The 25,729-nt window shown below is 72.4% G+C and carries 22 protein-coding genes and 5 pseudogenes; 12 read left to right on the top strand and 15 right to left on the bottom strand.

The annotated features are described in order from the left end of the window. Positions 1–33 precede the first annotated feature (33 nt). On the bottom strand, positions 34–381 hold the full coding sequence (locus AB8A24_RS19115) for a hypothetical protein (protein WP_328960052.1): 348 nt from the start codon (positions 379–381) through the stop codon (positions 34–36). 425 nt (positions 382–806) lie between these two features. Between AB8A24_RS19115 and AB8A24_RS19110 the strand changes: the two genes are divergently transcribed. Next, positions 807–3,629 carry a TIM-barrel domain-containing protein gene (locus AB8A24_RS19110; protein ID WP_369476773.1) on the top strand — a complete coding sequence of 941 codons (2,823 nt, stop codon included), beginning with the start codon at positions 807–809 and terminating at the stop codon, positions 3,627–3,629. A gap of 7 nt (positions 3,630–3,636) precedes the next feature. Here the strand turns inward: AB8A24_RS19110 and AB8A24_RS19105 are convergent, their stop codons facing one another. Further along, the gene (locus AB8A24_RS19105) at positions 3,637–4,176 is read right to left on the bottom strand and encodes a DUF6817 domain-containing protein (RefSeq protein ID WP_369476772.1); all 540 of its coding nucleotides are present in this window, start codon (positions 4,174–4,176) and stop codon (positions 3,637–3,639) included. A 202-nt stretch (positions 4,177–4,378) separates the two neighbouring features. Here AB8A24_RS19105 and AB8A24_RS19100 point away from each other — a divergent pair, with 202 nt between their 5' ends. Next, positions 4,379–5,287 carry a LysR substrate-binding domain-containing protein gene (locus AB8A24_RS19100; protein ID WP_369476771.1) on the top strand — a complete coding sequence of 303 codons (909 nt, stop codon included), beginning with the start codon at positions 4,379–4,381 and terminating at the stop codon, positions 5,285–5,287. On the opposite strand, the pseudogene AB8A24_RS19095 reads toward AB8A24_RS19100, so the two are convergent. Together AB8A24_RS19095 and AB8A24_RS19090 are read right to left on the bottom strand one after the other, a co-directional pair. Beyond that, positions 5,273–6,553 (bottom strand): annotated as a pseudogene (locus AB8A24_RS19095) (MFS transporter); the annotation flags it as partial. The gene AB8A24_RS19100 and the pseudogene AB8A24_RS19095 sit on opposite strands and share 15 nt — an antisense overlap. After that, positions 6,550–7,149, bottom strand: a complete 600-nt coding sequence (locus AB8A24_RS19090; protein ID WP_369476770.1) for a TetR/AcrR family transcriptional regulator — start codon at positions 7,147–7,149, stop codon at positions 6,550–6,552. The pseudogene AB8A24_RS19095 and the gene AB8A24_RS19090, both read right to left, overlap by 4 nt. Before the next feature lie 151 nt (positions 7,150–7,300). On the opposite strand from AB8A24_RS19090, the pseudogene AB8A24_RS19085 reads away from it, so the two are divergent. Both AB8A24_RS19085 and AB8A24_RS19080 read left to right on the top strand, forming a co-directional pair. Further along, positions 7,301–8,097 (top strand): annotated as a pseudogene (locus AB8A24_RS19085) (GlxA family transcriptional regulator); the annotation flags it as partial. 42 nt (positions 8,098–8,139) lie between these two features. Continuing rightward, positions 8,140–8,382 (top strand): DUF6158 family protein, encoded by a 243-nt coding sequence (locus AB8A24_RS19080; protein WP_030718072.1) that lies wholly within the window; start codon positions 8,140–8,142, stop codon positions 8,380–8,382. Positions 8,383–8,553: 171 nt separating this feature from the next. Here AB8A24_RS19080 and AB8A24_RS19075 read toward each other — a convergent pair. The 3 genes and pseudogenes from AB8A24_RS19075 to rpmG form a co-directional block, all read right to left on the bottom strand. Further along, positions 8,554–8,715: pseudogene (locus tag AB8A24_RS19075) on the bottom strand (cobalamin biosynthesis protein CobW); the annotation flags it as partial. After that, positions 8,712–8,960, bottom strand: coding sequence for a type B 50S ribosomal protein L31 (locus AB8A24_RS19070; protein ID WP_328960047.1), 249 nt, complete (start codon positions 8,958–8,960; stop codon positions 8,712–8,714). The pseudogene AB8A24_RS19075 and the gene AB8A24_RS19070, both read right to left, overlap by 4 nt. 49 nt (positions 8,961–9,009) lie before the next feature. Then, positions 9,010–9,174: a 50S ribosomal protein L33 gene (gene rpmG, locus AB8A24_RS19065; RefSeq protein ID WP_328960046.1), complete on the bottom strand. Its 165-nt coding sequence runs from the start codon at positions 9,172–9,174 to the stop codon at positions 9,010–9,012. Positions 9,175–9,284: 110 nt separating this feature from the next. Between rpmG and AB8A24_RS19060 the strand changes: the two genes are divergently transcribed. Continuing rightward, complete coding sequence (locus AB8A24_RS19060) at positions 9,285–9,866, top strand: TetR/AcrR family transcriptional regulator (RefSeq protein WP_030718081.1); 582 nt, start codon at positions 9,285–9,287, stop codon at positions 9,864–9,866. A 47-nt stretch (positions 9,867–9,913) separates the two neighbouring features. Then, positions 9,914–11,437 (top strand): MFS transporter, encoded by a 1,524-nt coding sequence (locus tag AB8A24_RS19055; RefSeq protein WP_369476769.1) that lies wholly within the window; start codon positions 9,914–9,916, stop codon positions 11,435–11,437. Here AB8A24_RS19055 and AB8A24_RS19050 read toward each other — a convergent pair. Next, a complete protein-coding gene (locus tag AB8A24_RS19050; RefSeq protein ID WP_369476768.1) occupies positions 11,400–12,779 on the bottom strand; it encodes a tetratricopeptide repeat protein in 1,380 nt (459 codons plus the stop codon). The two genes, AB8A24_RS19055 and AB8A24_RS19050, sit on opposite strands and share 38 nt — an antisense overlap. 138 nt (positions 12,780–12,917) lie before the next feature. Between AB8A24_RS19050 and AB8A24_RS19045 the strand changes: the two genes are divergently transcribed. Further along, positions 12,918–14,285 carry a M64 family metallopeptidase gene (locus tag AB8A24_RS19045; RefSeq protein WP_369476767.1) on the top strand — a complete coding sequence of 456 codons (1,368 nt, stop codon included), beginning with the start codon at positions 12,918–12,920 and terminating at the stop codon, positions 14,283–14,285. Between the two features lie 411 nt (positions 14,286–14,696). On the opposite strand, the gene AB8A24_RS19040 is transcribed toward AB8A24_RS19045, so the two are convergent. Then, entirely contained in the window at positions 14,697–15,056 is a 360-nt protein-coding gene (locus AB8A24_RS19040) for a hypothetical protein (protein WP_369476765.1), read from the bottom strand. A 453-nt stretch (positions 15,057–15,509) separates the two neighbouring features. Here AB8A24_RS19040 and AB8A24_RS19035 point away from each other — a divergent pair, with 453 nt between their 5' ends. Then, positions 15,510–16,568: a vWA domain-containing protein gene (locus AB8A24_RS19035; protein WP_328960040.1), complete on the top strand. Its 1,059-nt coding sequence runs from the start codon at positions 15,510–15,512 to the stop codon at positions 16,566–16,568. Positions 16,569–16,590: 22 nt separating this feature from the next. Here the strand turns inward: AB8A24_RS19035 and AB8A24_RS19030 are convergent, their stop codons facing one another. The 4 genes from AB8A24_RS19030 to AB8A24_RS19015 all read right to left on the bottom strand — a co-directional run bounded on the left by AB8A24_RS19030 (position 16,591) and on the right by AB8A24_RS19015 (position 19,761). Then, a complete protein-coding gene (locus AB8A24_RS19030; RefSeq protein WP_369476764.1) occupies positions 16,591–18,054 on the bottom strand; it encodes a hypothetical protein in 1,464 nt (487 codons plus the stop codon). Positions 18,055–18,113: 59 nt separating this feature from the next. Further along, on the bottom strand, positions 18,114–18,455 hold the full coding sequence (locus tag AB8A24_RS19025) for a hypothetical protein (RefSeq protein ID WP_328960038.1): 342 nt from the start codon (positions 18,453–18,455) through the stop codon (positions 18,114–18,116). 246 nt (positions 18,456–18,701) lie between these two features. Further along, positions 18,702–18,890, bottom strand: coding sequence for a DUF6381 family protein (locus AB8A24_RS19020; RefSeq protein WP_030718106.1), 189 nt, complete (start codon positions 18,888–18,890; stop codon positions 18,702–18,704). Between the two features lie 124 nt (positions 18,891–19,014). After that, entirely contained in the window at positions 19,015–19,761 is a 747-nt protein-coding gene (locus tag AB8A24_RS19015) for a VOC family protein (RefSeq protein WP_266479906.1), read from the bottom strand. A gap of 244 nt (positions 19,762–20,005) precedes the next feature. On the opposite strand from AB8A24_RS19015, the gene AB8A24_RS19010 reads away from it, so the two are divergent. Further along, positions 20,006–20,983 (top strand): 2-oxoglutarate and iron-dependent oxygenase domain-containing protein, encoded by a 978-nt coding sequence (locus AB8A24_RS19010; protein WP_328960037.1) that lies wholly within the window; start codon positions 20,006–20,008, stop codon positions 20,981–20,983. A gap of 89 nt (positions 20,984–21,072) precedes the next feature. Continuing rightward, a complete protein-coding gene (locus tag AB8A24_RS19005; RefSeq protein ID WP_369476763.1) occupies positions 21,073–22,305 on the top strand; it encodes an alpha/beta hydrolase family protein in 1,233 nt (410 codons plus the stop codon). 51 nt (positions 22,306–22,356) lie between these two features. Here AB8A24_RS19005 and AB8A24_RS19000 read toward each other — a convergent pair whose 3' ends face one another. After that, a complete protein-coding gene (locus AB8A24_RS19000; RefSeq protein WP_328960035.1) occupies positions 22,357–23,646 on the bottom strand; it encodes a sulfite oxidase in 1,290 nt (429 codons plus the stop codon). Positions 23,647–23,795: 149 nt separating this feature from the next. On the opposite strand from AB8A24_RS19000, the gene AB8A24_RS18995 reads away from it, so the two are divergent. Next, the gene (locus tag AB8A24_RS18995) at positions 23,796–24,329 is read left to right on the top strand and encodes a GNAT family N-acetyltransferase (protein WP_030718118.1); all 534 of its coding nucleotides are present in this window, start codon (positions 23,796–23,798) and stop codon (positions 24,327–24,329) included. Between the two features lie 66 nt (positions 24,330–24,395). Here the strand turns inward: AB8A24_RS18995 and AB8A24_RS18990 are convergent. Then, a pseudogene (locus tag AB8A24_RS18990) lies at positions 24,396–24,626 on the bottom strand (short-chain dehydrogenase); the annotation flags it as partial. Positions 24,627–24,646: 20 nt separating this feature from the next. Between AB8A24_RS18990 and AB8A24_RS18985 the strand changes: the two are divergent. Beyond that, positions 24,647–25,662: pseudogene (locus AB8A24_RS18985) on the top strand (hypothetical protein); the annotation flags it as partial. Positions 25,663–25,729 lie beyond the last annotated feature (67 nt).

Raw genomic sequence — 25,729 nt, 5'->3', positions numbered from 1 at the left:
CGCGTTACCTGTCCGACGCCCCGCACCCGCTTTTCACGCGGGCAGCCACCCGGGCCACCACGGCGGCACGTTGTCCGGCCCGCACAGCCCCGAATCCCCGGGATACCCGTCCAGGGTGCCCTCGACGGCGAAGAACGAGATGACCAGCACCCCCAGCACGAGCACCACAGGCACCATCCGCAGCAGCGGGTGCCGACGCGGCGTGAGCATCGCGACCCCCACGGCGCACCCTGCGAAGCCCACCACCAGGACCGGGAGCAGGAACGTCATCTCGGCCACACCACCCGCGTCCCAGCCCGCGTCGCAGTAGGCGCGTGCGCGGGACGAGAGGGCGATCGCCAGGCATCCGGCCGCGGCGCCCAGCAGCCCGGAAGCGATCATCGAGAGGACGCCGGGCCAGGTGCGGGATCTGTCCGGGGCAGGGGCAGGGGCAGGGACGCGGACGGGGTCCGTGGGGATGGGTTCGACTCTGACTCGGTGCGGGGGCCGTTCGGTTCCTGTCACGAGATCAGGTGACGCCCCGGCCACGGCCACGGTTCCACGAACCAGCCACATCGACGTCGTCGCCCACCAGGCCCGCACTCCATCCAGACCGCGTTTCCCCCTGATGGATGTTCAAAGCTGCGCGATGGCAGCCGACTTCGAGCACCATCTTTCACGGAGGCCCGTCCGAGCGCTATCTTGCCGGGAGCATGCCAAAGAGCTGTGTCCGTGTCTCGGACCGCACGAGGAGCTGCCTCATGAGACTGCCCAGCATCCGCAGGAGCCAGGGTCGGCAAGGCCCGTCGGGCCACCGAGTTCAAGCGGTGAGGCATCGCCGCAGGCGACGCACCCCGGCCGCCGCCCTGCTCGCCGCGGCGCTCACCGTGTCGGGTCTGGCCGCCGCCGGACCGGTCGCGTTACCCGCCTCGGCTGCCCCCGCCGCCCCCGCCGCCCCCGCCGGAGCCACGGCGACGGCGGGCGACGTCACCGGATTCACCCGGTCCGGGAACACGTTCACCATCACCGCCTCCGGCGGGGCCAAGGCCCGCGTGGTGGTCGCCCGCGCCGACATCTTCCGCCTCTGGCTCTCGCCCGACGGGTCCTTCACCGACGACCCGGCCGGCACCGACCTCGCCCCCACCACCGACTTCGGCCCCGTGACCACCACCTACTCGGACGCAGGCGCGTACTACCGAATCACCACCGGATCGCTCTCCATCCGCGTCGACAAGAAGCCTCTGCGCTTCTCCGTCTTCCGCGCCGACAACACCACCCCCGTCTGGCAGGAGACCCAGCCCACCAGCTGGACCGGCGGCCGAACCACCCAGTACCTGGCCCGGGGCGCGGACGAGCAGTTCTACGGCACCGGCCTACGCCTGGGCGAGTGGGCGCTGCGCGGCAAGACCGTCCCGATCGCCGTCGACAACAAGTGGCGCGAGAACGACAACGCCAGCCCCGCCCCCTTCTACATGTCCACCAACGGCTACGGCGTCATGCGCAACACCTGGGCCCCGGGCTCCTACGGCTTCAACGCGCCCACCACCCTCACCCACGACGAGAAGCGCTTCGACGCCTGGTACTTCACCGGCGATTCCCTCAAATCCGTGCTCGACGCGTACACCGACGTCAGCGGAAAGCCGTTCATGGCGCCGATGTGGGGCTTCGAGCTCGGCAACGCCGACTGCTTCAACGCCTCCAACCCCGACTACCAGGGCGATCACAACCGCCTCCGCCACCAGAGCACCCCGGACGTCGTCGGCTACGCGGCCGACGCCCGGGCCGCCGACATGCCCTCGGGCTGGTTCCTGCCCAACGACGGCTACGGCTGCGGCTACACCGCACCCCTGAAGTCGACGGTCGACGCCCTGAAGGCCAAGGGCTTCCAGACGGGCCTGTGGACCTCCACCGGCCTCGGCTCCATCGCCGACGAGGTGGGCACGGCCGGCAGCCGGGGCGTGAAGACCGACGTGGCCTGGATCGGCAGCGGCTACAAGTACGCCTTCGACGGCGTGCGGCAGGCCGTGGACGGGATCGAGAAGAACTCAGACGCCCGCCGCTACGTCTGGACCGTCGACGGTTGGGCGGGCACCCAGCGCAACGCCGTCGTCTGGACCGGCGACACGTACGGCACCTGGGACGACATGCGCTGGCACGTCCCCGCCATCACCGGAGCGGGCCTCTCCGGCCTCAACTACGCGGCCGGCGACGTCGACGGCATCTTCGGCGGCAGCCCACGCACGTACACCCGGGACCTCCAGTGGAAGGCCTTCACCCCGGCCTTCATGACCATGTCCGGCTGGGGCGCGACCAACCCGTCCGCCGGCTACCACGACAAACAGCCCTGGAGGTTCGCCGAGCCGTACCTGTCCATCAACCGCAAGTACCTGCAGCTCAAGATGCGACTGATGCCGTACCTGTACACGATGAGCCGCATCGCCCACGAGAGTGGAGTCCCCAGCACCCGCGCCATGGTCCTGGAGTATCCCGACGACCCGGTGGCCCGCGGCAACCTCACCAGCGGCCAGTTCATGGCCGGCGACTCCCTCCTCGTCGCCCCCGTCGTCTCCGACACCTCGGTACGCGACGGCATCTACCTCCCCGCCGGGACCTGGACCGACTACTGGACGGGCCGCACGTACGCCGGCTCGGGGTGGCTGAACGGATACCAGGCGCCCCTCGACACCCTGCCGCTCTTCGTCAAGGGCGGCGCCGTCGTGCCGATGTGGCCGCAGATGAACCACACCGGCGAGAAGCCCGTGGACACCCTCACCTACGACATCCACCCGCGCGGCGCCTCCTCCTTCAGCCTCTACGAGGACGACGGTCGCACCCGCGCGCACGAGTCGGGTGCCTACGCCCGCCAGCGGGTCGACGTCACCGCCCCGACGGCCGGCTCCGGCGCGGTCACCGTCGCCGTGGGCGCCCCCACCGGCAGCTACACCGGCAAACCGGCCGCCCGCGGCTACGAGTTCACCCTGCACGTGGCCACCGCGCCCGCCACCGTCACGATCGACGGCGCCCCCGTCACGGGCCTGGCCTCCAAGGCCGCCTACGACGCCGCCGCGTCCGGCTGGTACTTCGACCCGGCGGACCGTTCCGGAGTGCTCCGGATCAAGACCGGAACGAGGTCGGGCGCCTTCACCGTCTCGGCCGGCGGAACCAGCCTTCCTGCGGCCGAACCCCTGCCCGCGGCCACCCCGATCGACCGCTCGACCTGGTCCCTGGTCCACGCCGACAGCCAGGAGACCACCGCCGAGAACGGGGCGGCCACGCACGCCTTCGACGGGTCCCCGACCACGATCTGGCACACCGCCTGGTCCTCCGGCACGCCCGCCGCGCTCCCGCACGAGATCCGGATCGACCTCGGCGCCCGCTACGCGGTCGACGGCCTCGGTTACCTGCCCCGCCAGGACGGCGGCGTCAACGGCCGGATCGGCGGCTACGAGGTCTACGTCTCCGACAGCACCACCGACTGGGGGCCGCCCGTGGCGACCGGCACCTTCGCCGACACCGCGGCCGCCAAGACCACGGCCCTCACCCCGAAGAACGGCCGCTACCTCCGCCTGAGAGCACTGACCGAGGCCGGCGGCCGCGGCCCCTGGACCAGCGCCGCCGAGATCACCCTCACCGGCCGACCCGCCCCCTGACCCCGCCTCAACCCTCCCCGTCGCCGAGCACGGCCCGGCACTCCCGCCGGGCCGGCTCGCTCAGCAGTCCGCGCAACCGCTCGAACAGGGCGCGGAGTTCGGCTCCCCACGCGTCACGGAAGGCGGGATCGATCCGCGCCAGGTCGAGCTCGTTGGCCGCCGACAGCTCGGCGAGGTCCCGCCGGAGCCACGGGGCGGGGGAGTGGACGTGCCCGGTGAACCGGTCGCGGAAGGCCGCCTCCTCACACGCGAGCGTGGGGTACGAAGCCGTGCGGTCGCACGCGGCGTACGCGTACACGATCTCCTCGGCCTCGTCGCCGATCACCGCGGCCAGTTCGGCCCGCCGGGCGAGCGGCAGCAAGGCCGTGGGGAAACCGTCCGTCCCGTAGAACGCGTGGCACAGGCCCGCCCGGCGGAGTGCGGGGCGCGCCCCCCAGGAGGCGAGGAGGTTCTCCACCCGTTCGAGATGCGCGAGGAGGGTCCCGCCCGGGTGGGCGATCTCCCGCGCGCCGAGCTCCCGCAGCCATGCGACGACGTGATCCGACACCAGCGTGTCCCTCCGGTCCGTGACGGTGGGTCGAGCGGGCCGGACGGGTCGACACCCGGCCCCGACCGAGCCCGGGTTCCGGACCCCGTGACGCAGGCGGGGACCGGGTTGCCGCCCAGGCCCTGCATCGAGCTTGATCCCACCCGACACCCAAGTCAATCCTCCGATTTACTCCCTACCCCCAAGCGATATCTTGGGTCGCGTGACCCTCGATGACCTTCGTGTGTTCGTGGCCGTCTGCCGCGCCGGCAGCCTCAGTGCCGTGGCACGCGACCTCGGCTGCACCCAGTCGGCCGTCAGCCAGCACGTCCGCCGTCTGGAGAAGCAGACCGGCGCCGGCCTCCTGGAGCGGCACGCCCGTGGCGTCGTACCCACCGAGGCCGGCCGCATCCTCCAGGCGGCCGCCGCCGACGGCATCGCCGGCCTCGACGGGGCCCTGCGTCGCGTGGACGACCTCGTCCGCGGCGGTGGCGGCACGGTCCGCGTCACCACCGGAGCGACGACCGTGCGGCACTTCATGTCCGAGGCCGTCGTCACCTTCCGCCGCAGCCACCCCGAGGTGAGCCTGGAGTTCCAGACCGAGAACTCCAGCCGCAGCTGCTTCGACGCCCTCGCCGCCGACGACCTCGACCTCGCCTGGATCACCGTCGGCGGCCCGGTCCGCGGCATCGAGCTGCGCCCCGTCATGCGACTGCCCTGGGTGCTCGCCGTCGGCGCGGACGACGCCCTCGCCGCCCGGCCCCACATCGACCTCGCCGACCTCGTCGGCATCCGGCACATCCGTCTGCCCGAGAACTCCGCCTCCCGCGCCCACCTGGACGCCGCCTTCGCCGAATCCGGCATCCGGGTCAGCTCCGACACCAGCGTGGCCGACTGGGACACCGCCCTGCTGCTCGCCGAACTAGGCCTCGGACACGCCGTCGTGCCCGCGCTGCCCGGCTGGCAGGTCCCCGGCTCCGACGGCCCGCTGCGCCTCGTGCCGATCCCCGCCCTGCCGCCGCTCGCGGTCGGCTGGGCCGTCCGCCGCTGGGCCGCCCTCGCCCCGCCCGCCCTCGTCTTCGCCGACGAGGTCGCCCGCAGCTGCCGGGCGCGCGCCGCCGGGCAGCAGTGAGGCCGCCGCCAGTCCTACGGCAGTCAGCGCGGCCAGAGCCACCAGCGACCAGCCGTGCGCCGCGGTGCTCGCGGCGACCGCGATCCCGAGGGCCGGGCCGATGTTCATGGCCGTCTGCTTGAGACCCCCGACCATCCCGGCGTATCCGGCCGGGGCCTCGCCGACCACCGCCCCGGTGGCCGTGACCATGACGGTGGTGAACCCGGCGCCGAGTACCCCGAAGGCCACCGGGGACGCGGAGCCCAGACCGGCGATCCCGGCGACGACCAGCCCCGTACCGGCCAGCGCGGTCCGGCGCGCCCCGAACCTGCGCAGCGCCAGGCCCGCCACCGGCGCCCCCGCGACCATCAGCGCGGTCAGCGGCAGCACCCGCACGCCGGTCGCGAGCGGGTCCAGCCCCTCGGCGTCCTGGAGATGGAACGTGGCCGTGAACAGCGCCCCGAACATGCCCGCGGAGACGAGGAGCAGCAGCCCCATCGAGGCGGTCACCGCCGTGGACCGGGCTACGGCGCGCGGCACGAACGGCTGCGCGGCCCGCCGCTCGCGACGTACGAACAGGGCCGCGAGCCCGACGGCACCGCCGAAGCCGATGACGGTGGGCGCGGCGGTCCACCCGTGCGCGGGCACGCCGACCAGCGCGTGCACGAACACCGCGAGGGCGGTGGCGAGCAGGGCGGCGCCGGCGAACTCCAACCGCCCGTGCTCCGCACGCGGCGGCGCGGGGGCCCGTACGGCGAGCGTCAGCGCGGCGATCACCAGGGCCACCGGCACATTGATCACGAACACCGCCCGCCAGTCCCACCGCGCGACCAGCAGACCCCCGAGCAGCGGACCGGCCGCCGCGGCCAAGCCGATCGCACTGGTCCGCACGGCGACCGGAGTGGCGAGCCGGTCGGGCGGGTACGCGAGCCGCAGCAGCGCCAGCGTCGCGGGCTGCAGCAGCGCGCCGAACACGCCCTGCGCGGCGCGCAGCGCGATGACCCAGCCCACGCCTGGCGCGAACACGATGCCGGCCGAGGCCGCGGCGAACCCGAGGACACCGACGCAGAGCAACCGGGCGTGCCCGTACCGGTCGCCGAGGCGCCCGGCCACCACCAGGAACGCGGCCACGGCCAGCAGATAGGCGGTGCTGGTCCACTGGACCTGCGCCACATCGGCCCCCAGATCGCGCCGCAGGCTCGGCTGGGCCACGGTCAGCACGGTGCCGTCCAGCGCGACGAGCATGGCTCCCGCCACGCTGACGAGCAGTGAGATCCGCTGCCTCATACGGGCTCCGGACCGAGGTGGGCGTCGACCGCGGCACCGACGAGCCGTTCGACGCCGTCGACGGGCGCGCCGCCGAGGGCCAGCTGCAGGCTGCCCCAGCGCCACAACTGCGCCACGCCGTGCAGGTTGGCCCACAACGCGGCCGCCGTGACGGAGGGTTCGGCCGCTCCGCAGCGGCGGACGAGCGTGACGAGGAGTTCGAACATCGGCAGTGTCGACTCCCGCAGCCGCGGCCCGTCCGAGGGCCCCTGGCCCGTACTGTCCAGCAGGTCGTGCCGGAACATCAGCGCGAACATCCCCGCGTGCTCCAGCGCGTAGCCGACGTACGCCACGCCGATCGTCCGCACCCGCTCCCGCGGGGACAGCTCCGGAGCGCCGGCCACCGCCGCGATGCGCACCCCGAGATCCTCGAACCCGCGCCGGGCGATCGCCGACAGCAGGGACTGGTGGGTGGGGAAGTACCGGCGCGGCGCCCCGTGCGAGACACCCGCCCGACGGGCGATCTCCCGCAGCCCGAGAGCGCCGGCGCCCTCGCTCAGGACGAGTTCCACCCCTACGTCGATCAGCCGCTCCCGGAGCGGTCTCTCCTGGTCCATGGACACTGTCTACCAGAGCGAGTAGACAGTGTCTACTCGCTCTGGCGGGCCGCGGACGCCGGCGGGTGATCGCGTCGACGACGCGTCAGGCCATGGGGGCGATGTGTCGGATCACGCCGTCGGCCACGACGCGTCCGTGCCGGCAGGCGTCGACACGGTGGTCATTCCGCCGTCCCGCGGCCTGGGGCCGATCCGGACCGAAGGCCTCCTCCCGGACGCCCTGCGCACCGCCCTCGCCGCCGTCCGCCCGAGGCCACGGATGGTGGCGATCTGTACCGGCACCTACGTCCTGGCCGCCGCGGGTCTCCTCGACGGCCGTCCGGCGGCCATCCACTGGCGTGAGGCCGACCGGCTGCGGCGGACGTTCACCCGGGTCCGCGTCGACCCCGACGTGCTGTTCGTCGACGACGGCGACGTCCTGACCTCGGCCGGGGTCGCCGCCGGCATCGACCTGTGCCTGCACATCGTCCGCCGCGACCACGGCAGCGAGATCGCCAACGACGTGGCCCGCGCCTGCGTCGTCCCGCCGTGGCGCGACGGCGGGCAGGCGCAGTACATCCGCCGCCCCGTTCCCGAGCCGACGGCCGATGGCACCGCGCCCACACGCTGACCCTGGCCGACATGGCCGCGCGCGCGAAGGTCGGCGTCGGGACCTTCACCCGCCGCTTCCGGGACGAGGTCGGAGCGAGCCCCGGACGGTGGCTCGGGCAGCAGCGGATCGAGCGGGCCCGGTACCTGCTGGAGTCCAGGGACCGGCCGGTCGACACGGTGGCCGCCCGCGCGGGCCTGGGCACCGGCGGCTCGCTGCGCCGGCACCTGCGCACCGCCGTCGGCGTCTCGCCCCACGCCTACCGCCGCACGCCTACCGCCGCACCTTCCGCGCGGCACGTCCGGCCCCGGAGGCCCCCTCCCGTGGTGCGGGGCATGATGGAGTGGCCGGGGAGGTAAGCCAGTGTGATCCCGCGGCCCGGTGGAGGAGGTGCACGTGCCATGACGGAGCACGACGGCGGTCCGTCGGCGCAGAAACTGGAGGAGGGCCGGCTGCTCAAGGAGCTGGAGGCCATCCACCGCACGCGCCACGAGACCCTGTTGCACGGGTCCGACGACGCTCTGGTCACCCATACGAAGCGGATGAACGAGCTGGAGCACGAGTACGTACGCCGCCACCCGCAGCGGGCCCAGACCGCGGGCCGCACCCGCTCAGGAGCCCGTGCCCGCGGCACCGGCGACTAGGCCGTCTCTTTCGGATCTTGTCGGGTCCGCGCCGCCCGGCACCGCGCCTCGCCGCACTGCCGGGGCAACCGAGTACGTCCAGTACACGGCAGCCCCGGCAGCACGCCGAGGCACGGCACCGGACGACGCGGACCTGACCGACAAGATCCGAAAGAGACGACCTAGGCCGCCGCCCGAGGCGTCGCGCACCAGGCGCCGTGCGGTCCCCTCGGCCGCCGTGGCCAGGTCGTGGTGGAGGGCGACGCTGCCCGGTACGGCGGTCGGTAGCTCCCGCGCCGCGCTGCGGCGGGCGTCGCCGTGGAGCCCGCCGGCGATGGCGACCGGCAGGGTCAGCGGGTGCTCCCGTAGCGGCGCTGGAAGCGCTCGACGCGGCCGGCGGTGTCCAGGACGCGGGCGGTGCCGGTGTAGAAGGGGTGGCTTCGCGAGGAGATCTCGACGTCGACGACCGGGTAGGTGCGGCCGTCCTCCCACTCGACCGTCCTGTCGCTCGTGGCGGTCGACCGGGTGAGGAAGGCGAAGTCGGCGGCCTTGTCGCGGAAGACGACGGGGCCGTAGGCGGGGTGGATTCCGGGCTTCACGGTGCGCTCCTTCATCAGGGGTGGGGCAGGGGCAGGGGCAGGGGCAGGGTCAGCGCTCTTCGCGGAAGTCGACGTGCCGACGGGCGACCGGGTCGAACTTGCGCAGCACCATGCGGTCGGGGTCGCTGCGCCGGTTCTTGCGGGTGACGTAGGTGTAGCCGGTTCCCGCGGTGGAGCGGAGCTTGACGATCGGGCGTACTTCGGTGCGTGCCATGCAGGCAGTATACGGAAATGATTGCCATTTTCAATAGAGGCTCCGCGAGTGAGTGCACTTTGCTTCGAATGAGACAATCTTGTATCGTCCGAGGCGAAGGAGGCTCACTGATGGTGAACGAAGAAGAACTGCTGGACAGCGCCGCCCGCGTCCTCGCCGGCGATCACAGCGCCTCGATGGTGCAGATCGCCGCCGGCATCGGCACCAGCCGCGCTACACTGAGCCGTCGCTACGCGACCCGCGAGGCCCTGCTCAAGGCCGTCGCCGTCCGGGCGATCGAGGTGGTCGACGGGTGCCTGGCCCCGCTCGACCTGACGCAGTGTGCCGACGCGGCCGCCTTCGACGCCGCCATCGAGGAACTGGTCATCGCCCTGATGCCCGCCGCGCACCTCTACGGTTTCACCTCGCGCGACGCCACCGTCCTCGCGGACCCGGAGTTCCGGGCCGGCGTGGACCGGCAGGACCAGCAGGCCGTGGCCTTCCTCGCCCTCGGCCAGCGGCTGGGCCGACTGCGCGCGGACCTGCCGCCGTACTGGATCTGGTACTCGCTCTGGGGCCTGCTCGACGCCGCCGCCGAGGGCGTGCGCGACGGCCACTTCGCCCCGCGCCAGATCGGCCACCTGGTGCTGACCTCCTTCCTCAGCGGAACACGGCCGCTCGCGCAGCCTCCCGCCGGCGCTCCCGCGCCCTGAAACGCCTCTCCACCGTGCGCACACGGCGCACCTCTGAACGGAACCTCATGCACACCCCCGCGCAGGCCCCCCATAGGTGGATCGTCCTGGCGATCCTCTCCGGCAGCCTCCTGCTCATCTCCATGGACACCACGATCCTCAACGTGGCCTTCCCCTCGCTCGTCGGCGACCTCCAGCCGGGGGCCGTACAGCAGCTGTGGATCATCGACGTCTACGCGCTCGCCCTGTCCGGACTGCTGGTCACCGCGGGTGCGCTCGGTGACCGCTGGGGCCGCAAGCGACTGCTCATGGCGGGCTTCGGCATCTTCTCGCTCGCCTCGCTCATAGCCGTGTTCTCCACCGAGGCCTGGCACGTGATAGCGGCCCGCGCCCTGCTCGGCATCGGCGGCGCGGCCATCATGCCCTCCACCGTGTCGATCCTGCGCACCGTCTTCACCGACGCCAAGGAGCGGGCCTTCGCACTCGCCGTCTGGGCGGCCGTCTTCGGTGGCGGCATGGCCTTCGGGCCGGTCGTCGGCGGACTCCTGGTCCAGGACTACGGCTGGCACTCCGCCTTCCTCCTCAACCTGCCCGTCGCCGCCGTCATCGTCGCGGCCGGCCTGCGCTACCTGCCCGAATCACGCTCACCGCGCGGCAGCGGAAGCTGGGACTGGTGGGGCGTCGGCCAGTCGATCGTCGGCATGCTCGCCCTCGCGGGCGGAATCAAGCAGCTCGGCAAGAGCGGCATCGCCGACCCGCTGCCCTGGGCCCTGCTCCTGCTCGCCGCCACCCTGCTGACCGTCTTCGTACGCCGCCAGCTGCGCCTGGACAACCCGCTGCTGCAGGTACGGCTGTTCACCAAGCCCGCCTTCAGTGTCGCGGCCACCGCGATCTTCCTGCCCATGGTGGGCATGGGCGCGATCCTGTTCCTCGTCACCCAGTGGTTCCAGTACGGCGAGGGCTACACCCCGCTGGAGGCCGGACTGCGCCTGCTGCCGGCCCCGCTCGCGCTGATCGTGGCCTCGATGGTGGCGCCCTCGCTGATGCACCGCTTCGCCATCCGCCACGTGCTCGGCGCCGGGCTGGTCGTCCTGGCCGTCGGCATGGCCCTGCCCTGGACCTTCCAGCAGTTCACCGACCTCGGCTACCCGGCCTTCGCGGCCGCCCTGACCGTGATGGGCTTGGGCGCCGGCCTCGCCACCACCGTGGCCTCGGTGACCCTGGTCTCCGCCGCCCCCGCCGCCGAGGTCTCCAGCGCCGCCGCCATCGAGGAGACCTGCTACGAACTCGGCTCGGCCATGGGCGTCGCCGTCCTCGGCTCCACCGCGGCCGCGCTCTACCGGGGCAACCTGCCCGCCCTGGAGCTGGACGGCCCGAGCACCGTCGCCGTACAGGGCTCCGTCGGCGAGGCCGCGCACACCGCCGAACGCATCGGCGGCGCCGTCGGCCAGGCCCTGCTCGACACCGCCTCGCACGCCTACACCCTGGCGATCACCCCGGCGTTCCTGCTGGCCGCCGTACTCGCGGTCGCCGCGGCGGCCACGACCTGGACCCTCATTCCGCGGGACCTGCAGCCCACCGAGAACCACTGACCCCGGCGGGCCGCACGGCGGGTGCGGCGGGCGCCGGGCCCAGGGTGGTGGTGCCGGGCGCCGCCCGGTGCCCCAGGCCCGTGCGGTACGCGTCCATGGCCGCCTCGACCCGGCCCGTACGCCGCAGCAGATCGCCCAACAGTCGGCACAGGTCCGCGAGATCACCGGTCGCCCCACTGCGCTCCAGCAGCGCCAGCGCCTGGACGTAGTGCTCCTCGGCGGCCTCCCACTCACCGCGCTCCTCGGCCATCAGGCCGAGGAGCCGGTGCGCGCCGCCCGCATGCACGGCGCCGTGACTGTCCCCCAGCTCCAGCAGCGCCGAGAGGAGCCCGGCGGCCTCCTCGTAGCGGCCGAGCTGGCGCAGTACGTCGGCCAGCTCGACCTCCACCTGCGCCGTGTAGAGCCCGGCGCGACGAGCCGACAGCATGTCCCGGGCGATCCGCAACTCCCGCTCAGCCGAGACGAGTTCGCCGTTCTGTGCCAGTACGTAGCCGCGCATCCAGTGGCAGTGGGCCAGATCGGTCCGCAGTCGCAGCTGCCCGTAGATCTCCTGGGCCTTCGCCAGTGACGCGTCGGCGTCGGCCACCCGGCCCCCGGCCAGGAAGGTCCGGGCCACCTGCCGGTGCATGCCCGCCACCAGTGCCGGGTCGCTGACCTGCGGAGCCAGCGCGAGCGCGAGTTCGGCGGCGCGGGCGGCGCGGGCATGGGCGCCCATGTCGAGGTACGGCCCGATGATCGCGGCGTTGAGCAGCACCAGCGCCTCGGGATCCGCCAGCCCGCTCGCGCCCAGCTCGTCGATGGTGGATTCGAGCAGATAGCAGGCATAGCGCAGCTCACCCGCGAGCAGGTGCGCGACGGCCCGGCCGCGGATCGGGCGGGCCCGGCGGGGCAGCGGCTCGTCGGCGAGGAGGCGTTCCGCGGCCTCGAAGTGGCCGATCGCGTCGGGCAGTTCGCCGGACTCCAGTGCGCACTCGCCGAGCCCGAGCCGGGCCTCCGCCTGCTCGGGGGCCAGCCCGAACTCCTCGGCCTCGGTGAGCAGCCGCCGGTAGCGCGCGGCGGCCTCGTCCGCCGCGCCCGTGGCGAGCGTCTGCTGGGCGTCGGTGAGGGCGAGCCGCAGTTCGGTGGCCAGGTGGGCGGGGCGGCCGGTGGCGAGCTCCTCGTACGAGGTGCCCAGCCGGGCGGCGAGGAAACGCAGCGCGGTCTCGGAGGGCCGGACCTTGCCCGACTCCAGTGTGGAGATGTAGGCAGAGGTGTAAGAGGGCTCTGCCAACTGCCGCTGGGTCAGGCCGAGTTCACCGCGCATGCGCTGCACCCTGCGGCCGATCCGGGCCGGTTCGTCCATGGATTCCCCCTGGTCGCTCGAACTCCCCAGTATTCAGGGGGAGCAGGCATTGCGCACGCCCCGCCCGCCCCCTAGTTTAAGCAACCGATTCACTGCACTTAACAAACTACTTAACTTCCGTTCCCGGGGGAGTACTTCATGGATCCAGTCAGAGACTCGGGCAGGCGTCCGGCCGTGCGCACGGCGGTGCGCGCGGCGCTCGCGATGGTCTGCGCGACCGCCGCGCTGGTGGCCGCCGGACCGGCCGACGCGGCCGACGCCCCGACGAAGCCGCGGATCGAGGTCGAGATCCCCGGGCCGGAGCACGGCGGTGACGCCGGATCGGGCCACGCCCGGGTACCGGCCGCCGGCAGCCCCGCCAAGACCACGAGCCGACTGTCCCCGGCGGAGCGGTCGGCCGACGGCCAGGTCACCAAAATGATCGACAACGGCTCCACGGCCGACCGCCTCGACGTCGTGGTCATCGGCGACGGGTACACCGCCGCCGAACTGGCCCGGTTCCACACCGACGCCGAGCAGAAGTGGGCCGAGGTGACCGCCGTCGAGCCCTACACCACGTACCGGAACCTCTTCAACGTCTGGACGGTCGACGCCGTCTCGCACGACTCGGGAGTCTCCGGCGACCCCGACCCGGCCACCGTCCGCGACACCGCCCTCGGCTCCTACTTCTGGTGCGAGGACATCGAGCGGCTGCTCTGCGTCGACCAGCCCAAGGTGGACGCGTACGTGGCGAAGGCCCCCGCCGCCGACCTCGTCATCGTCCTGGCCAACAGCGCCAAGTACGGCGGAGCGGGCTACAACGAGCCCAGCGCCACCCTCGGGTACGAGGGGATATCGACGGCCTCCGCCGGCCACCCGAAGTCCGGCCAGGTCGCCATCCACGAGACCGGCCACTCCCTCGGCAAGCTCGCCGACGAGTACTTCTACCCGGGCGTCCCGGAGTACGAGAAGTACACCGGCCCCGAGCCCGGCGAATCCAACAGCTCGGCCCTGCCGGCCGACCGCATGGCCGCGCAGCGGGCCAAGTGGTACCGCTGGCTCGGCGAGGAATCACCCGACGGCGGCACGGTCGGTGCGTACGAGGGCGGCAACTACTTCGTGACCGGGCTGTACCGGCCCACCGACAACTCCCTCATGCGGGTCCTGGGCAAGCCCTTCAACCTGCCCGGTGTCGAGTCGATGATCGCCGGGTTCTACCAGCACGCCCGGATCGTCACCCCGCTCACCCCGACCGACCGCACCCTGCGGCTGCGCCACACGGCGAAGGCCGCCGTACCGAAGCTGACCGGAGCGGACGGCCGGCAGCCCGTGGTCCGCTGGTACCTCGACGGCCGGGAGTTGAGGCGCTTCGAGGGCCGCACCGAGGTGTCGGTGGCGGAACTGTGGCTCTTCGACTTCCGCACGCACCGCCTGACGGTCACGGCCGAGGACCGCACCCCGTCGGTGCGCGACCCGAAGATGAAGCGCACCCTGCGCTCCTCGGTCGACTGGAACGTCCGACTCTGAGCCCCCTCGTCGCAGCCGGGCGGGGTGAAGGACGCGGGCGAAGGACGAAGCACCGCGGAGAACCCTCCTGACCAGCGTTCGGTCGGATGATTCCCTCCCGAAGGCGGGGGGAGCCTGCCACGATGGTGAACCCGCTGTTCCGTGCTGCGAGGAGGACGAGTTGACCGGTCTCGAGGCCAAGGGGCCCAAGCTGCCACCGAGCTACCCGCCGAAGTCGCCTCCGCCGCAGAAGAAACCGGTGGAGGCGCCTCGACCGCGGCCGGTCACGAAGCCCAAGACCCAGGCCGTCTCTTCCGGATCTCGCCGGGCCGACAAGATCCGAAAGAGACGGCGTACGGGGTGTGGCCTCGAACCTTCCACGACCGCGATCGAAGCGAGGCGGGCACTCTTACGAGGTCGCGCCACCGCCGGTCACGGAATCGCCTTGATCACGGCTCCGCGCTGCGATGCGTCCAGGACTTCCCGCACCTTGCGGTGACCGGCTTCATCGCGAGACCGGACGAGCGTCCGGCGTAGGGGGCCTGGGGGATCCCACGAGTCCTGATCCATGACGGCGACGCTGTCCGACAGCCGCCACCGCGAGGAACCCCATGAGGCTTCAGGTACGTCCACCAGCCCGTCGAGGAGCGCGACGGCAGTGGCGATCGGACTGCCCATGGGCCATGGCCCCCATGCTGCGACGCTGTCGGTGAGGGCATGCGATTCGATCAGGTGCGGGATGGAAGGGGCGATGGGGAGGTAGGGGCTGCGGCCGTCGATGTCGGTGCCCACACCGCCATCGGTGTGGATCAGGTCCCTTTCGACACGTGCTCACCGATCCATTCGAAGTACCAGCCGCCCCTCCGGGTCCTGCCACGCCGCCGTCCGCACGCCGAGGTGGTTGTACTCCCACGCGCGGGCGGCCTCGTACCGTTCTCCGCTGATGATCCGGCTGTGGCGCACCTCGTAGCGCACACGGCACAGGAGTGCCCAGCACGGCCACCAACAGGGCCGCCCACCACGGCGCCGGACTCCGGAAGAGCAGCACCACCGAAGCGACGGTGAGGCCGCCGACCGACGCCTGGGACGTGGTCAGCGACAGTCGTCGAGCCAGTCGCCCGGAATCCGTCGTCGCGGAGCCACGAACGAGGTACTGGGAGGGGTGATCGTTCGTCAGGGGGCGTTGTCAGTGCCTCCTCCTAGTGTGGAGACATCACTCGGGGAGCTTCAAAAAGGAGCAGAATCATGTCCGCCAACAGGATCCAGCACAAGGTGAACCACGTCGCGCTGGTAGTGGACTGTTCGGGTTCCATGCGTCCGCACCAAGGTCAACTGATCCGTGTCGTCGATGAGTTCGTGGCCGGCCTGAAGGCGGAGTCGGACAGTCTCGGGCATGAGACCCGGATCAGCCTCTACTCCTTCGACCACAAGGTGGAGAACCTGGTCTGGGACATGGACGTGAAGCACCTGCCGTCCATGCGGGGTCTGTACAAGGTCAACAACGGTGCGACCGCCCTCATCGAAGCCTCGCTGAAGTCGCTGGACGACCTGGGCCACATCTGGGAGGAGTACGGCGAGCACAGCTTCCTCCAGATCGTGGTGACGGACGGCGAGGAGAACGCCTCCGGTGGGGACCGGCGGCACGACGGTGACATGGCCATCCTCGGGCCCTGGCTCGACAGGATCGCCGCGAAGATGGGTGCGCTTGCGGGCCACTGGACGTCCGCGATCCTCGTTCCGAACTCCCTGGCGAAGCGGACCGCCCAGAACTACGGATTCCCGGCCGGCAACATCGCCATCTGGGACGCGGATTCCCAGGAAGGCGTCGAGGAGGCGATCGGCACCGTCCGTGCCGCCGCCACCAGCTTCCTCCGTGGCCGCGAGAAGGGGGTGCGCGGGACGAAGAACCTGTTCGCGGTCGGTCAGGACATCTCGGTCGACGACGTACGGGCGAACCTCGAACCGGTCCCGGCCGACAAGTACCGGCTCCTGAAGGTCGACGAGGAGGTCGAGATCCGGTCCTTCGTCGACTCGCATCCGGGCGTGACCTACGAACGCGGTTCGTGCTACTACCAGTTGGGCACCCGGGTCCAGGTGCAGCCCGACAAGGAAGTCATCGTGGTCGAGAAGGACACCGACCGTGCGTACACGGGCGACGCGGCACGCAGTCTCCTCTTCGGTACGGGCATCCAGGGGACCGTCTCCGTGAAGGCGGGGCGCAATCCCCAGCTGGAGGTGTACGTGCAGAGCCGCTCGGTGAACCGGAAGCTCAAGCCCAGGACGCGTCTGCTGATCATGCTCTGACCCGGCCCGTACAGCTCACAGCTCACAGCTCCGCGACGGCGAGGATCGCCTCCATGGCTTCGCGGGGCAGGTGGGGGGAGCCGGCCACGGCCAGGGCCGTGCGCAGGTCGGCGTCCCCGAGCAGCAGGAGCCCGGCCGGGGCGGGCAGGTTCGGGTGGGCGGCCGCCTCGCGGCGGACCCGGGCTTCGTCGTCCTGGGCGAGGCGCTCGACGAGCTCGGCGGGCAGTTCGGGGTCCCGTAGGGCGAGGGCGCGCATCCTGGGATCCGGATCGGTGGTGAATCGACGCATCGTTTCGGGTGGGAAGACCGCGTTGTCGGCGGGGCTGCCGGGCCACTTGCGGTTCTCCTCGTGCACGCGCTCGAGGCGTTCGGCGGTGTCCGGGTCGAGCACGGATACGGCCGCGGCCATCGTCTTACGGACCTCGCTGTCGGGGTCCTCGAACAGGCGGGCGATCGCCGGCCGCGGCAGGGCATCGCCGGTCGTCGCGGCCGAGCGGCGGAACACCGCGTACGGGGAATCGACGTAGGGGAGAGGATCCTCCAACACCCACAAGGCGATGCGTATGTGCAGCTCCAGCATCGCGACGGAGCAGAGGATGTCCTCCTCGTCCGCGTCGAAGGGGTTCACCTTCGTCTTCTCCGAGCCGGCCAGCAGGCCGGCATGGATCACCTCGCGCAGGCTCTCGCCGGTGTCCTTCCGCAGGAAGACCTTCACACGGACCATCGGATCCTCGTCGCGCCCCAGCAGGGCCACCAGATCCGAGGGGAGTTCCGGGTGCTCCGCGAGGGCGCCGCGCACGTCGGGATCCTCGTCGGCCGCCAACCGGTGTGCCGTCCCCGGATCGAGGTCGAGGTGGGCCACCACACCCGCTCGGGTCACGGGGTCGCCGAGCAGTGCCGGGTGGAGGTCGGCGGGCGGTACGGGGTGGGGCAGCTGATAGAAGTACGTCGCGCAGGCGGCCGCCCGGACCGTGGCATCGGAGTCGGTCAGCAGGGTGCGGCGGACTTCCTCCGGGGCATCGGTCCACCACTGCGCGAGCTCGGCGCGCACCGCGGGGTCCGGATCGGTGGCCAAGCGCGCCCGCAGATCGGACGGCGACCGCCGGTTGGCCGCGGCGGCCTGACGTACCTGCGCGGACGGGTCGGCGACGAACGCCTCGACCAGGTCCCGCGGGAGGGGCGCGTCACGGCCGGCGAGGGCCGATCGCACCGCGGCGTCATCGCTGCGCACCAGCCTGCGCTTCATCCCGACCGGAAGGTCCGGGTTGCAAGCCAGCGCGTGGCTCGCCTTGCCGTTACCGAGGGCGTCGATCTCCTCGGCCAGTTGCTCCGTCAGGTCGCTCCGCCACCTGGCCGCCTCTTCGCGGGCTCCGCCGTGCTGAAGCAGCCGCCGCAGTAGCGGAACCGGCAGTCGCGCGTTCCGTGCGAGCGCCTGCAGTACCTCGTCGAGATGAACCGGGACGGGAAGGCGCGGCGGGGTCTGCATAGCGGATCATGTTATGACGCCCAGCTGTTCAGCCGGCAGGCCGGCTCCACGTCCGGCGTTCAGTGGGGCAACTGCTCGACCACGCTCGTGCCGCTGCCTTCCTGGGACTCCCAGGTCCACGTCTCCTCCAGCCGCAGGCGACCGTCGGGGAGTTCCGTCAGGAGCGAGGTGCAATGCCCGGACGCGGTCGTCCCGTCGAGGCGGAGCTGGACGTAGCGGAAGTCGACGGTGCGGCCGGCCCGGGTGCCGACGAGGTAGCCCATGGCCACGTCACCGCCCCGGTATTCGGCCCAGACGCGGTCGTCCTGTTCGTGGTACTCGAACCGGGTCTGCCGGCCGACCTGTCCGGGGGCCTGGTCGGCCACGGGGACGAAGACGAGGCCGTCGAGCGAGCGTGCCACGGGTGACTCCTGGGGGAAGGCGGTCCGGGGCAGCAGCCTATGCGGTCTCTTGCGGATCTTGTCGGGCCCGGCGGGATCCGCAGGAGACGGCCCCGGCCGACGGCGGGGACGACCGGGGCCGATGACCGCGCAGCAGCCGTGGCCTCGCAGCAGCCGGTGACCGCGCAGCGGCCGGTGGCCGCGGCGACGGGGGATCGCGGCGGACACCGGCCGGTGCGGGTGCGTGGGGGAAGGGGAGCGGACGGGCTACATGGGGTCCATGCCCCGGTCGTCCATACGGCCCTCCTGCTCGCTCTGCTCCTGGAGGCGGCGGGCCTTCTCCTTCAGTCGGCGGCGCTCCTCCGGGTCGGTGGACCGCTCGGCCGCGTCGTTCAGCTCCTTCGCCTTGGCGCGCATCTGCTGGGACCGGCCGCGGGACTCACCTGAAACGCTCATGTTCGCTCCTTGGATCTGTGGGGGAGAGCGGGCGGATTCAGCGAACCAGGACTGCCGTGCGCCCGCATCTCGAAGCGTCCCCGAGTGTGAGCCGCCCCCCCACGCCGACGACCGACGGGGGCGGTCAGTCCGGGTCCGACCCGAGGGCCGTGGTGAGGGTGAACAGGGCTCCGTCCGGGTCGCGCAGCGTCACCCACCGCTCCGTCGCGTTCGAGGTGATGTCCGAGACGGGCCGCCCGCCCAGTGACACGGCCGCCTCCATCGCCGGCCGGAGCTTCGGCACCCGGAAGTGGACGTGCCAGCGGGGCCGGGTGTGGGGGGAGTAGGAGGCGATCTCCACAGGTCCGCTGTTCAGGCGGGCGACGGGTTCGCCGTCCTGCCGCAGCACGACCTGGTCCTCCTCGTACGAGACCTCGCAGCAGCCGGTTCGGCCGGTGGCCCACTCCAGCACCGCGCCGTAGAACATCGCCGCGTCCAGCGCGTTCCTGGTGCGCAGTTCCAGCCAGGCGGGTGACGGACCCCTGCCCACCCGCCAGCCCGCCTCCACATTGCCCTCCCAGATCCCGAAGACGGCGCCGTCCGGGTCGGCCACGAGCGCCGCGCGCCCACCGGACTCGAAGGAGACCGGGCCGACCGCGATCGTGCCCGTCCGCTCCCGGATCCGGTCCACCGCCACATCGGCGTCGTCGACGGCGAAGTACGGGGTCCAGGCCGCCGCGACCCCCAGGTCCGCGGCCAGTGCCCCGATGCCCGCCACCGGGACACGGCCCTGGAAGGCCACCGAGAACGCCTCGCCGAGGCGGGTCGGGCGGAACCTCCAGCCCACGACCGCACCGTAGAAGTGCTGGGCCGTACCGAGGTCGCGCGTCATCAGGCTCACCCAGCACGGTGCCCCGAAGACTTCCCTCGTCGAAATCTCCACCACTCGCTCCGTCCCTGACCAGCCGCTCGCCCTCCCCCTCATTCTGGTCCTTCTCGGGACGATCCTGGCGAACGACAAGAGTGAATGCGTACAGAAGGTGTCCGAGAATCACGCTCCGTGGCGATCCCGTCCGATGGCGCGCGGCGATAACCTCGGTCCCGGACGCCCCGCAGCCCCGGAAGGCAGGTCTCCCATGGCCGGATCCCAGATTCCCGTGATCGATCTCGGGCCGTGGCGGTCCGGCGGACCCGAGGCCCGCGCCCGTACGGCCGCACGCGTCGACGAGGCGCTGCGCGCGGCCGGATTCCTGCTGGTCACCGGGCACGGCGTGGATCCCGCACTGCCCGCGCGGATCCGGGAGGCGGCCGGTGAGTTCTTCCGGCTGCCCGCGACCGCGAAGGCGCCGTACGCCGTCACGGTCGGCGGCCGGGGCTGGCTGGGCCCCGGGGCGGAGGCCAACAGCTACGCCGAGGGCACGGCCTCGCCGCCCGACCTCAAGGAATCGTGGTCGTTCGCGGCCGAGGAGCCCACCGGAGTCCCCTCCGTGGACTCCGAATGGTTCGCGCCCAACGTCTGGCCATCCGAAGTACCGCGGCTGCGACCGCTGGTGACGGAGTACCTGCGGCTGATGCGGAACCTCTCCGACGAGCTGCTGGAACTCCTGGCCGGCGCCCTGGGGCTGGGGGAGGACCACTTCACCCGCCACACCTCACACCCCACCTGGGGGTTCAACCTCAACTGGTACCCGGGAACCGAGGTCGTCGGCCCGCCGCTGCCCGGCCAGTTCCGGATCGGCGCGCACACCGACTTCGGTACGGTCACAATCCTCGACCGGCAGCTGGGCGCGGGCGGGCTCCAGATCCACACCGACGCCGACGGTTGGCAGGACGCGCCCTTCGACCCCGGGGCGCTCACCGTCAACATCGGTGACCTGATGGCCCGCTGGACGGGCGACCGCTGGCGCGCGGGCCGTCACCGCGTGCTGCCGCCGCCGACCGACACGCCCACGGAGGAACTGATCTCCCTCGTCTACTTCTACGAATGCGATCCGCACACCCGGGTGGAGTCCTTGCCCGCCCCCGTCGGCCGGGTGGTGCACGACCCCGTCGACTCCCACACGTACCTGCGGGGCAAACTCGACTCGATCAGCGTGGCTCATACTCAGGAGTGACCGGGAGCCGCATCATCCCCCCGGGGTCGGACGGCGGATCGCTCTCGTAGCTGACGATCCGCCAAGATCCGCCGCATAGCGTGAAGTTCATGAAGCCGATGACGTCCATGAAGTCGACGAAGCCCATGACGTCCACGACGAGCCGCACAGCCGCGGCCTCCGTGGCTCTTCTCGCCCTCCTCCTGCCGCTCCCGCTCGCCACCGCCGGCACCTCGTTCGCCGCGGACACCTCCGTCGCCGTCGCCGGGCCCCCGGCGGCCGGCCCCGAGAGCCACCGCACGACGGTGGAACTCCCGCGCCCCACCGGCCGTTTCGCGGTCGGCCGGGAGGACCTGCACCTGGTGGACCGCAGCCGCACGGACCCCTGGGCCGGTTCCGGTCCGCGCGAACTCATGGTCACCATGCGCTACCCGGCGCGGCACGACACCGGCCGCACCACCCACTACCTCACCTCTGAGGAGGCCCGCCTGCTGCTCGTCGACCGCGGGCTGGACCAGGTGATCCCGGTCGAGACCCTGACCGGCACACGCACCCACGACCGGACGGGCGCCCGCCCGGTCGCCGGACGGTACCCGCTGATCGTGCTCTCCCCGGGCTTCACCACCCACCGGTCCACGCTCACCGCGCTCGCCGAGGACCTGGCCTCCCGCGGCTACGTCGTCGCCTCCGTCGACCACGCGTATGAGAGCGTGGGCACCGCCTTCCCCGGCGGGCGCGTCCTCACGTGCCTGGCGTGCGAGAAGGTCACGGACGAGGCCGGCTACCGGACCGTGGGCGAGACCCGCGCCCGCGACGTGTCCTTCCTCCTGGACCGCCTCACCGGACGCCACCTGGTGTGGAGGCATGCCGGACTCATCGACAAGAGCCGGATCGCGATGGCCGGCCATTCCATCGGCGGCGCCTCGACCGCCGCCGCGATGGCCGCCGACCACAGGATCCGGGCCGGGATCAACATGGACGGCGGCTTCTCCACGCCGTTCCCCGCGGCCGGACTCGGTGGGCGCCCCTTCATGCTGCTCGGCGCACAGCAGCGCGGCCCCGGCGGCAACGCGAGCTGGGACCGGGACTGGCCGCTGCTCGACGGCTGGAAGCGCTGGATCACCTTCGCCGACTCCGGCCACTTCACCTTCACCGACTTCCCGGCGATCGGCGAACAGTTGGGCCTGCCCGACGACGAGGCCCCGCTGCCCGGAGCCCGCTCCGTCGAACTGACCCGGCGCTACGTCACCGCCTTCTTCGACCAGCACCTGGGCGGCCGTCCGCAGCCCGTGCTCGACGGTCCGTCCTCCGACGCGCCGGAGGTCCGCTTCCACACCCCCTGACCCCCGGGGCCGGCGCCCAAGGGTCAGGGGTCAGGGGGCAGGAGTCAGGGGTCAGACCACCGTGACCGGGTGGCGGACCACCGCGTCGAAGAGGTACCCCTGCGTGTTGTGCACCGACGTCTCGGGCTGCGTCCGCCCGGTCGCGTCGGTCGCCCGCGCCAGCAGCGACGTCGCCCCCGTGGCCCTTGGGGTCCACGGCACCGACCAGCGCACCCAGCCACCCCGGCGCGGGGTGTCGTGCAGGTGGGCCCGCCGCCAGTGGTCGCCGCCGTCCGTACTGACGTCGATCCGGGTGACCGGTGCCGCCGCCGACCAGGAACGGCCGGTCAGCAGCCGGGTCCGGTGCACGGGAACGGTGGCCCCCAGCTCCAGCTCGAAGGCGCTCTTGAGGGTCTGCCGGGTCAGCGGGGCACCGCCCTGGGCCGGGTGCTCGGGCCCGAACAGCCGGTACATGTCGGTGTTCCAGGGCGAGTACAGTGCCTCCCCGCTCACCTCGATGTCCCCGACCCACTTGATCGACGAGATCCCGACCCAGTCCGGAACCACGAGGCGGACCGGCCCGCCGTGGTCGGGCGGCAGCGGCCGCCCGTTCATCTCGTAGGCCAGCAGTACGTCGTCCAGCGCCTTCGAGATCGGCAGCGGGCGCCGTACCCGGCCCAGGTTCACCCCGTTCGCCACCACCTCCTCGTCCAGCCCGCGCGGCAGGACGTCCACGGCGCCCCGGGTCACGCCCGCCAGACGCAGTACGTCCGACAGCCGCGCGCCGCGCCAGCGCGCTACGCCGATCGCGCCCAGGGTCCAAGCGGTGCCCGTGACCGGCTGGCCCTGCTGCGTGGCGTAGAAGCTCCGGCCGTTGCCCGCGCACTCGATGAACAGCGTCCGCTCCACCGGCCGCAGGGCGCGCAGCCTTGCGTACGACAGCTCCAGCGGGCCGCCGGCCAGCCCGTCGCCCCACACCGTCAGCCGCCACCCGTCGGCGTCGATCCGTGGGGTCGAGGTGTGGTTGCGTACGAAGAACCGGTCGATCGGGGTGAGCTCGCCCGTGCCGCGCAGCGCCGCGAAGTTCGTCTCCGCGTTCGTACCGCGAAGGGTGAACAGCTCGGGCGGCAGCGGCTTGACGGTGCGCGGCACCGGGTCGGCGACGGGAGCGGCCGTCCCTGCCGGCGCGGCCGCGGCCGCGGTGCCGCCCGCGGCCAGAGCCAGCGATCCGGCGGCGGCTCCCGCCGCGAACAGCTTCAGCAGATCACGGCGGTCCACTCCGGCGGAGCGGGCGCGGCCGCGCGTCCACTGCCGCAGGCGCGTGCGGTCGTACCGGCTCTCGTCCGACAGATCGAGGGGCATGGCAGGAGCACTCCTTGGTCGCGGTTCCCACGGACCGTAGAGGCCCGCGGCGAGCCGCGGGAACCTTCCCATGGTGCCTGCCACGAATCCGCAACATCCCCGCAACGGCCGATTACCGCTGGTCGGCGGAATTTCGGCAGGATGTGGGCATGACCGAGATCCGTACCCCCCGACTTCTCCTCCGCCGCTGGACCGACGACGACCTGGTCCCTCTTTCGGAGATCAACGCCGACCCGGAGGTGATGCGCTGGATCGGCGAGGGCGAGACCCTCGACCTGGACCGCACCGCCGAGGACATCGAGCGCTGGGAGGAGGAGTGGGACGAGGAGGGCTTCGGAATCTTCGCCGTCGAGCTCCTGGGCTCCGGCGAGCTGATCGGCGCCGTCGGCCTCTCGATCCCCGAGCACCTGCCCGAGGTATTGCCTCACGCCGAGATCACCTGGCGGCTCGGCCGCCAGTACTGGGGTCAGGGCTATGCGTCCGAGGCCGCCCAGGCCACTTTGGAGTTCGCCCTGCAGGACCGGGGCCTGGACCGGGTCGTCGCGATCAACCGGGCGGGCAACGAGGACTCGGAGAACGTGATCCGCAAGCTCGGCATGGTCCTGGAGCGCGACACCACGGACCCCCGGTACGGGCACCTCCTGCAGATCCACGGCATCGACCTCACCGAGTACGAGGCCTGAGCCCGCCGGTTCCGGTGCACGGGCCTGCTTGTCGGAGTCCCCGCAACGGCGGGCGTGCGTCTGAACTCATCCGATGGCGGCGCCGGGGTCGACGTCGGTCAGGTCGCAGCTCGCGTCCCACAACCGCGCCGCGACGGACCAGTCGGCGAGGTGGTTCCATATCGGGTCAGGGCGGGGCGCGCCGCGCAGGCCGAAGACGCGCGGTCCCCACAGTCGGTCGCCGCGCACGGCCGGGTCGAGCACCGCTCGGACCGCGGGCCACGCCCCGGCGTGCTTGCCCTGGAGGAGGAGCGCCGCCGTCCGCCCCGGCGCCCTCCGCCGCTTCCCCGCTGCCGGACACCGCCCCCACCCCGCAAGGGCTGCTGCTGACCGCCGACTTCGGGGCCGACACCGTGTCCTTCGTGGACCCCGAGCGCGGCACGGTCGCCTCCGTCACCGTGGGCAGGGCCCCGTACGGTACGGCCCTGGGCGCGGACGGCCGGGCATGGGTCGCCACCGCCGAGGGAGTGGCCGTCGTCGATACGCGTACCCGGGTACGCGTGGCCCTGATCCCGTACCGGACCGGCACCGGCCCCGTCACCGACGGCGAGTACCGAGGCGGCGGCATGGGGATCGCGCTGTCGCCCGACGGCGCGCACGCCTACGTCGGGGTCGACGTCCCCGGCACCACCGGGGTCCTGGAGGTCCTCGACACGGCGAGGAACGAGGTCACCGCCGTCGTGCCGGTCGGCCGACGCCCCTTCGACGTGGACGTGTCGGCGGACGGCGCCGAGGTCTACGTCACCGGGCACGACTCCTTCGACGTCACCGCGGTCGCGGTCGACTCCCTGCGCCCCCGCCGGATCGAGGTGGCCCCCTTACGGCACCGAGGGCGGGCTCGCCTCCTGGCTGAAGCCGCACCACGCCGTCGTACGCCCCACCGACGGGCAACTGCTGCTCCCCTTCGAGGGTGAGCGGCTGGCGGTGGTCGACCCGCGGACCGGGCGGACCCGGATCGAGCCGATGACCGCGACACCCACCAGCACGGCGCCGCCGTCACGGCCGACGGCCGGCTCCTGGTGGTCGGCACGGGCGCCGTGCGGCCGGGCGACGGGAAGGGCCCCTCACTGACCGTCCGTGCCCCGGACGGCACCGAGCGGGTGTACCCGCTCCAGGGCCCGCACGAGGACGTGGCCGTCTCCCGGGACGGCCGGACCGCCTACGTCACGGGCGGCTACACCCGGGACGACTACTGGAACGGCATCACGGTCGTCGCCCTCGACACCGGAGCCACCCGCCGACTCCCGGCGGTCGCCCGGCGGGCGCCCGGCCCCTGGGCATCTCCGTCCTCTGAGTACCGCGCCTCAGCCGGCGCCGCCGCCCGGCGCCTCGGCCCCGCCGCCCGCGCGGACCGCCGCGAG

This window comes from Streptomyces sp. BF23-19, from assembly GCF_041106355.1.
Taxonomy (GTDB): domain Bacteria; phylum Actinomycetota; class Actinomycetes; order Streptomycetales; family Streptomycetaceae; genus Streptomyces; species Streptomyces virginiae_A.
This window is presented reverse-complemented; position numbering and strand designations above follow the sequence as displayed.

What these genes read in the sequence shown, in the direction of transcription:
- AB8A24_RS19115 (WP_328960052.1), bottom strand. Translation starts at nt 381, where the DNA reads ATGATCGCTTCCGGGCTGCTGGGCGCCGCGGCCGGATGCCTGGCGATC.
- AB8A24_RS19090 (WP_369476770.1), bottom strand. Translation starts at nt 7,149, where the DNA reads ATGGACCAGGAGAGACCGCTCCGGGAGCGGCTGATCGACGTAGGGGTG.
- AB8A24_RS19080 (WP_030718072.1), top strand. Translation starts at nt 8,140, where the DNA reads ATGACGGAGCACGACGGCGGTCCGTCGGCGCAGAAACTGGAGGAGGGC.
- rpmG (WP_328960046.1), bottom strand. Translation starts at nt 9,174, where the DNA reads ATGGCACGCACCGAAGTACGCCCGATCGTCAAGCTCCGCTCCACCGCG.
- AB8A24_RS19060 (WP_030718081.1), top strand. Translation starts at nt 9,285, where the DNA reads ATGGTGAACGAAGAAGAACTGCTGGACAGCGCCGCCCGCGTCCTCGCC.
- AB8A24_RS19055 (WP_369476769.1), top strand. Translation starts at nt 9,914, where the DNA reads ATGCACACCCCCGCGCAGGCCCCCCATAGGTGGATCGTCCTGGCGATC.
- AB8A24_RS19050 (WP_369476768.1), bottom strand. Translation starts at nt 12,779, where the DNA reads ATGGACGAACCGGCCCGGATCGGCCGCAGGGTGCAGCGCATGCGCGGT.
- AB8A24_RS19045 (WP_369476767.1), top strand. Translation starts at nt 12,918, where the DNA reads ATGGATCCAGTCAGAGACTCGGGCAGGCGTCCGGCCGTGCGCACGGCG.
- AB8A24_RS19035 (WP_328960040.1), top strand. Translation starts at nt 15,510, where the DNA reads ATGTCCGCCAACAGGATCCAGCACAAGGTGAACCACGTCGCGCTGGTA.
- AB8A24_RS19030 (WP_369476764.1), bottom strand. Translation starts at nt 18,054, where the DNA reads ATGCAGACCCCGCCGCGCCTTCCCGTCCCGGTTCATCTCGACGAGGTA.
- AB8A24_RS19020 (WP_030718106.1), bottom strand. Translation starts at nt 18,890, where the DNA reads ATGAGCGTTTCAGGTGAGTCCCGCGGCCGGTCCCAGCAGATGCGCGCC.
- AB8A24_RS19015 (WP_266479906.1), bottom strand. Translation starts at nt 19,761, where the DNA reads ATGACGCGCGACCTCGGTACGGCCCAGCACTTCTACGGTGCGGTCGTG.
- AB8A24_RS19010 (WP_328960037.1), top strand. Translation starts at nt 20,006, where the DNA reads ATGGCCGGATCCCAGATTCCCGTGATCGATCTCGGGCCGTGGCGGTCC.
- AB8A24_RS19005 (WP_369476763.1), top strand. Translation starts at nt 21,073, where the DNA reads ATGAAGCCGATGACGTCCATGAAGTCGACGAAGCCCATGACGTCCACG.
- AB8A24_RS19000 (WP_328960035.1), bottom strand. Translation starts at nt 23,646, where the DNA reads ATGCCCCTCGATCTGTCGGACGAGAGCCGGTACGACCGCACGCGCCTG.
- AB8A24_RS18995 (WP_030718118.1), top strand. Translation starts at nt 23,796, where the DNA reads ATGACCGAGATCCGTACCCCCCGACTTCTCCTCCGCCGCTGGACCGAC.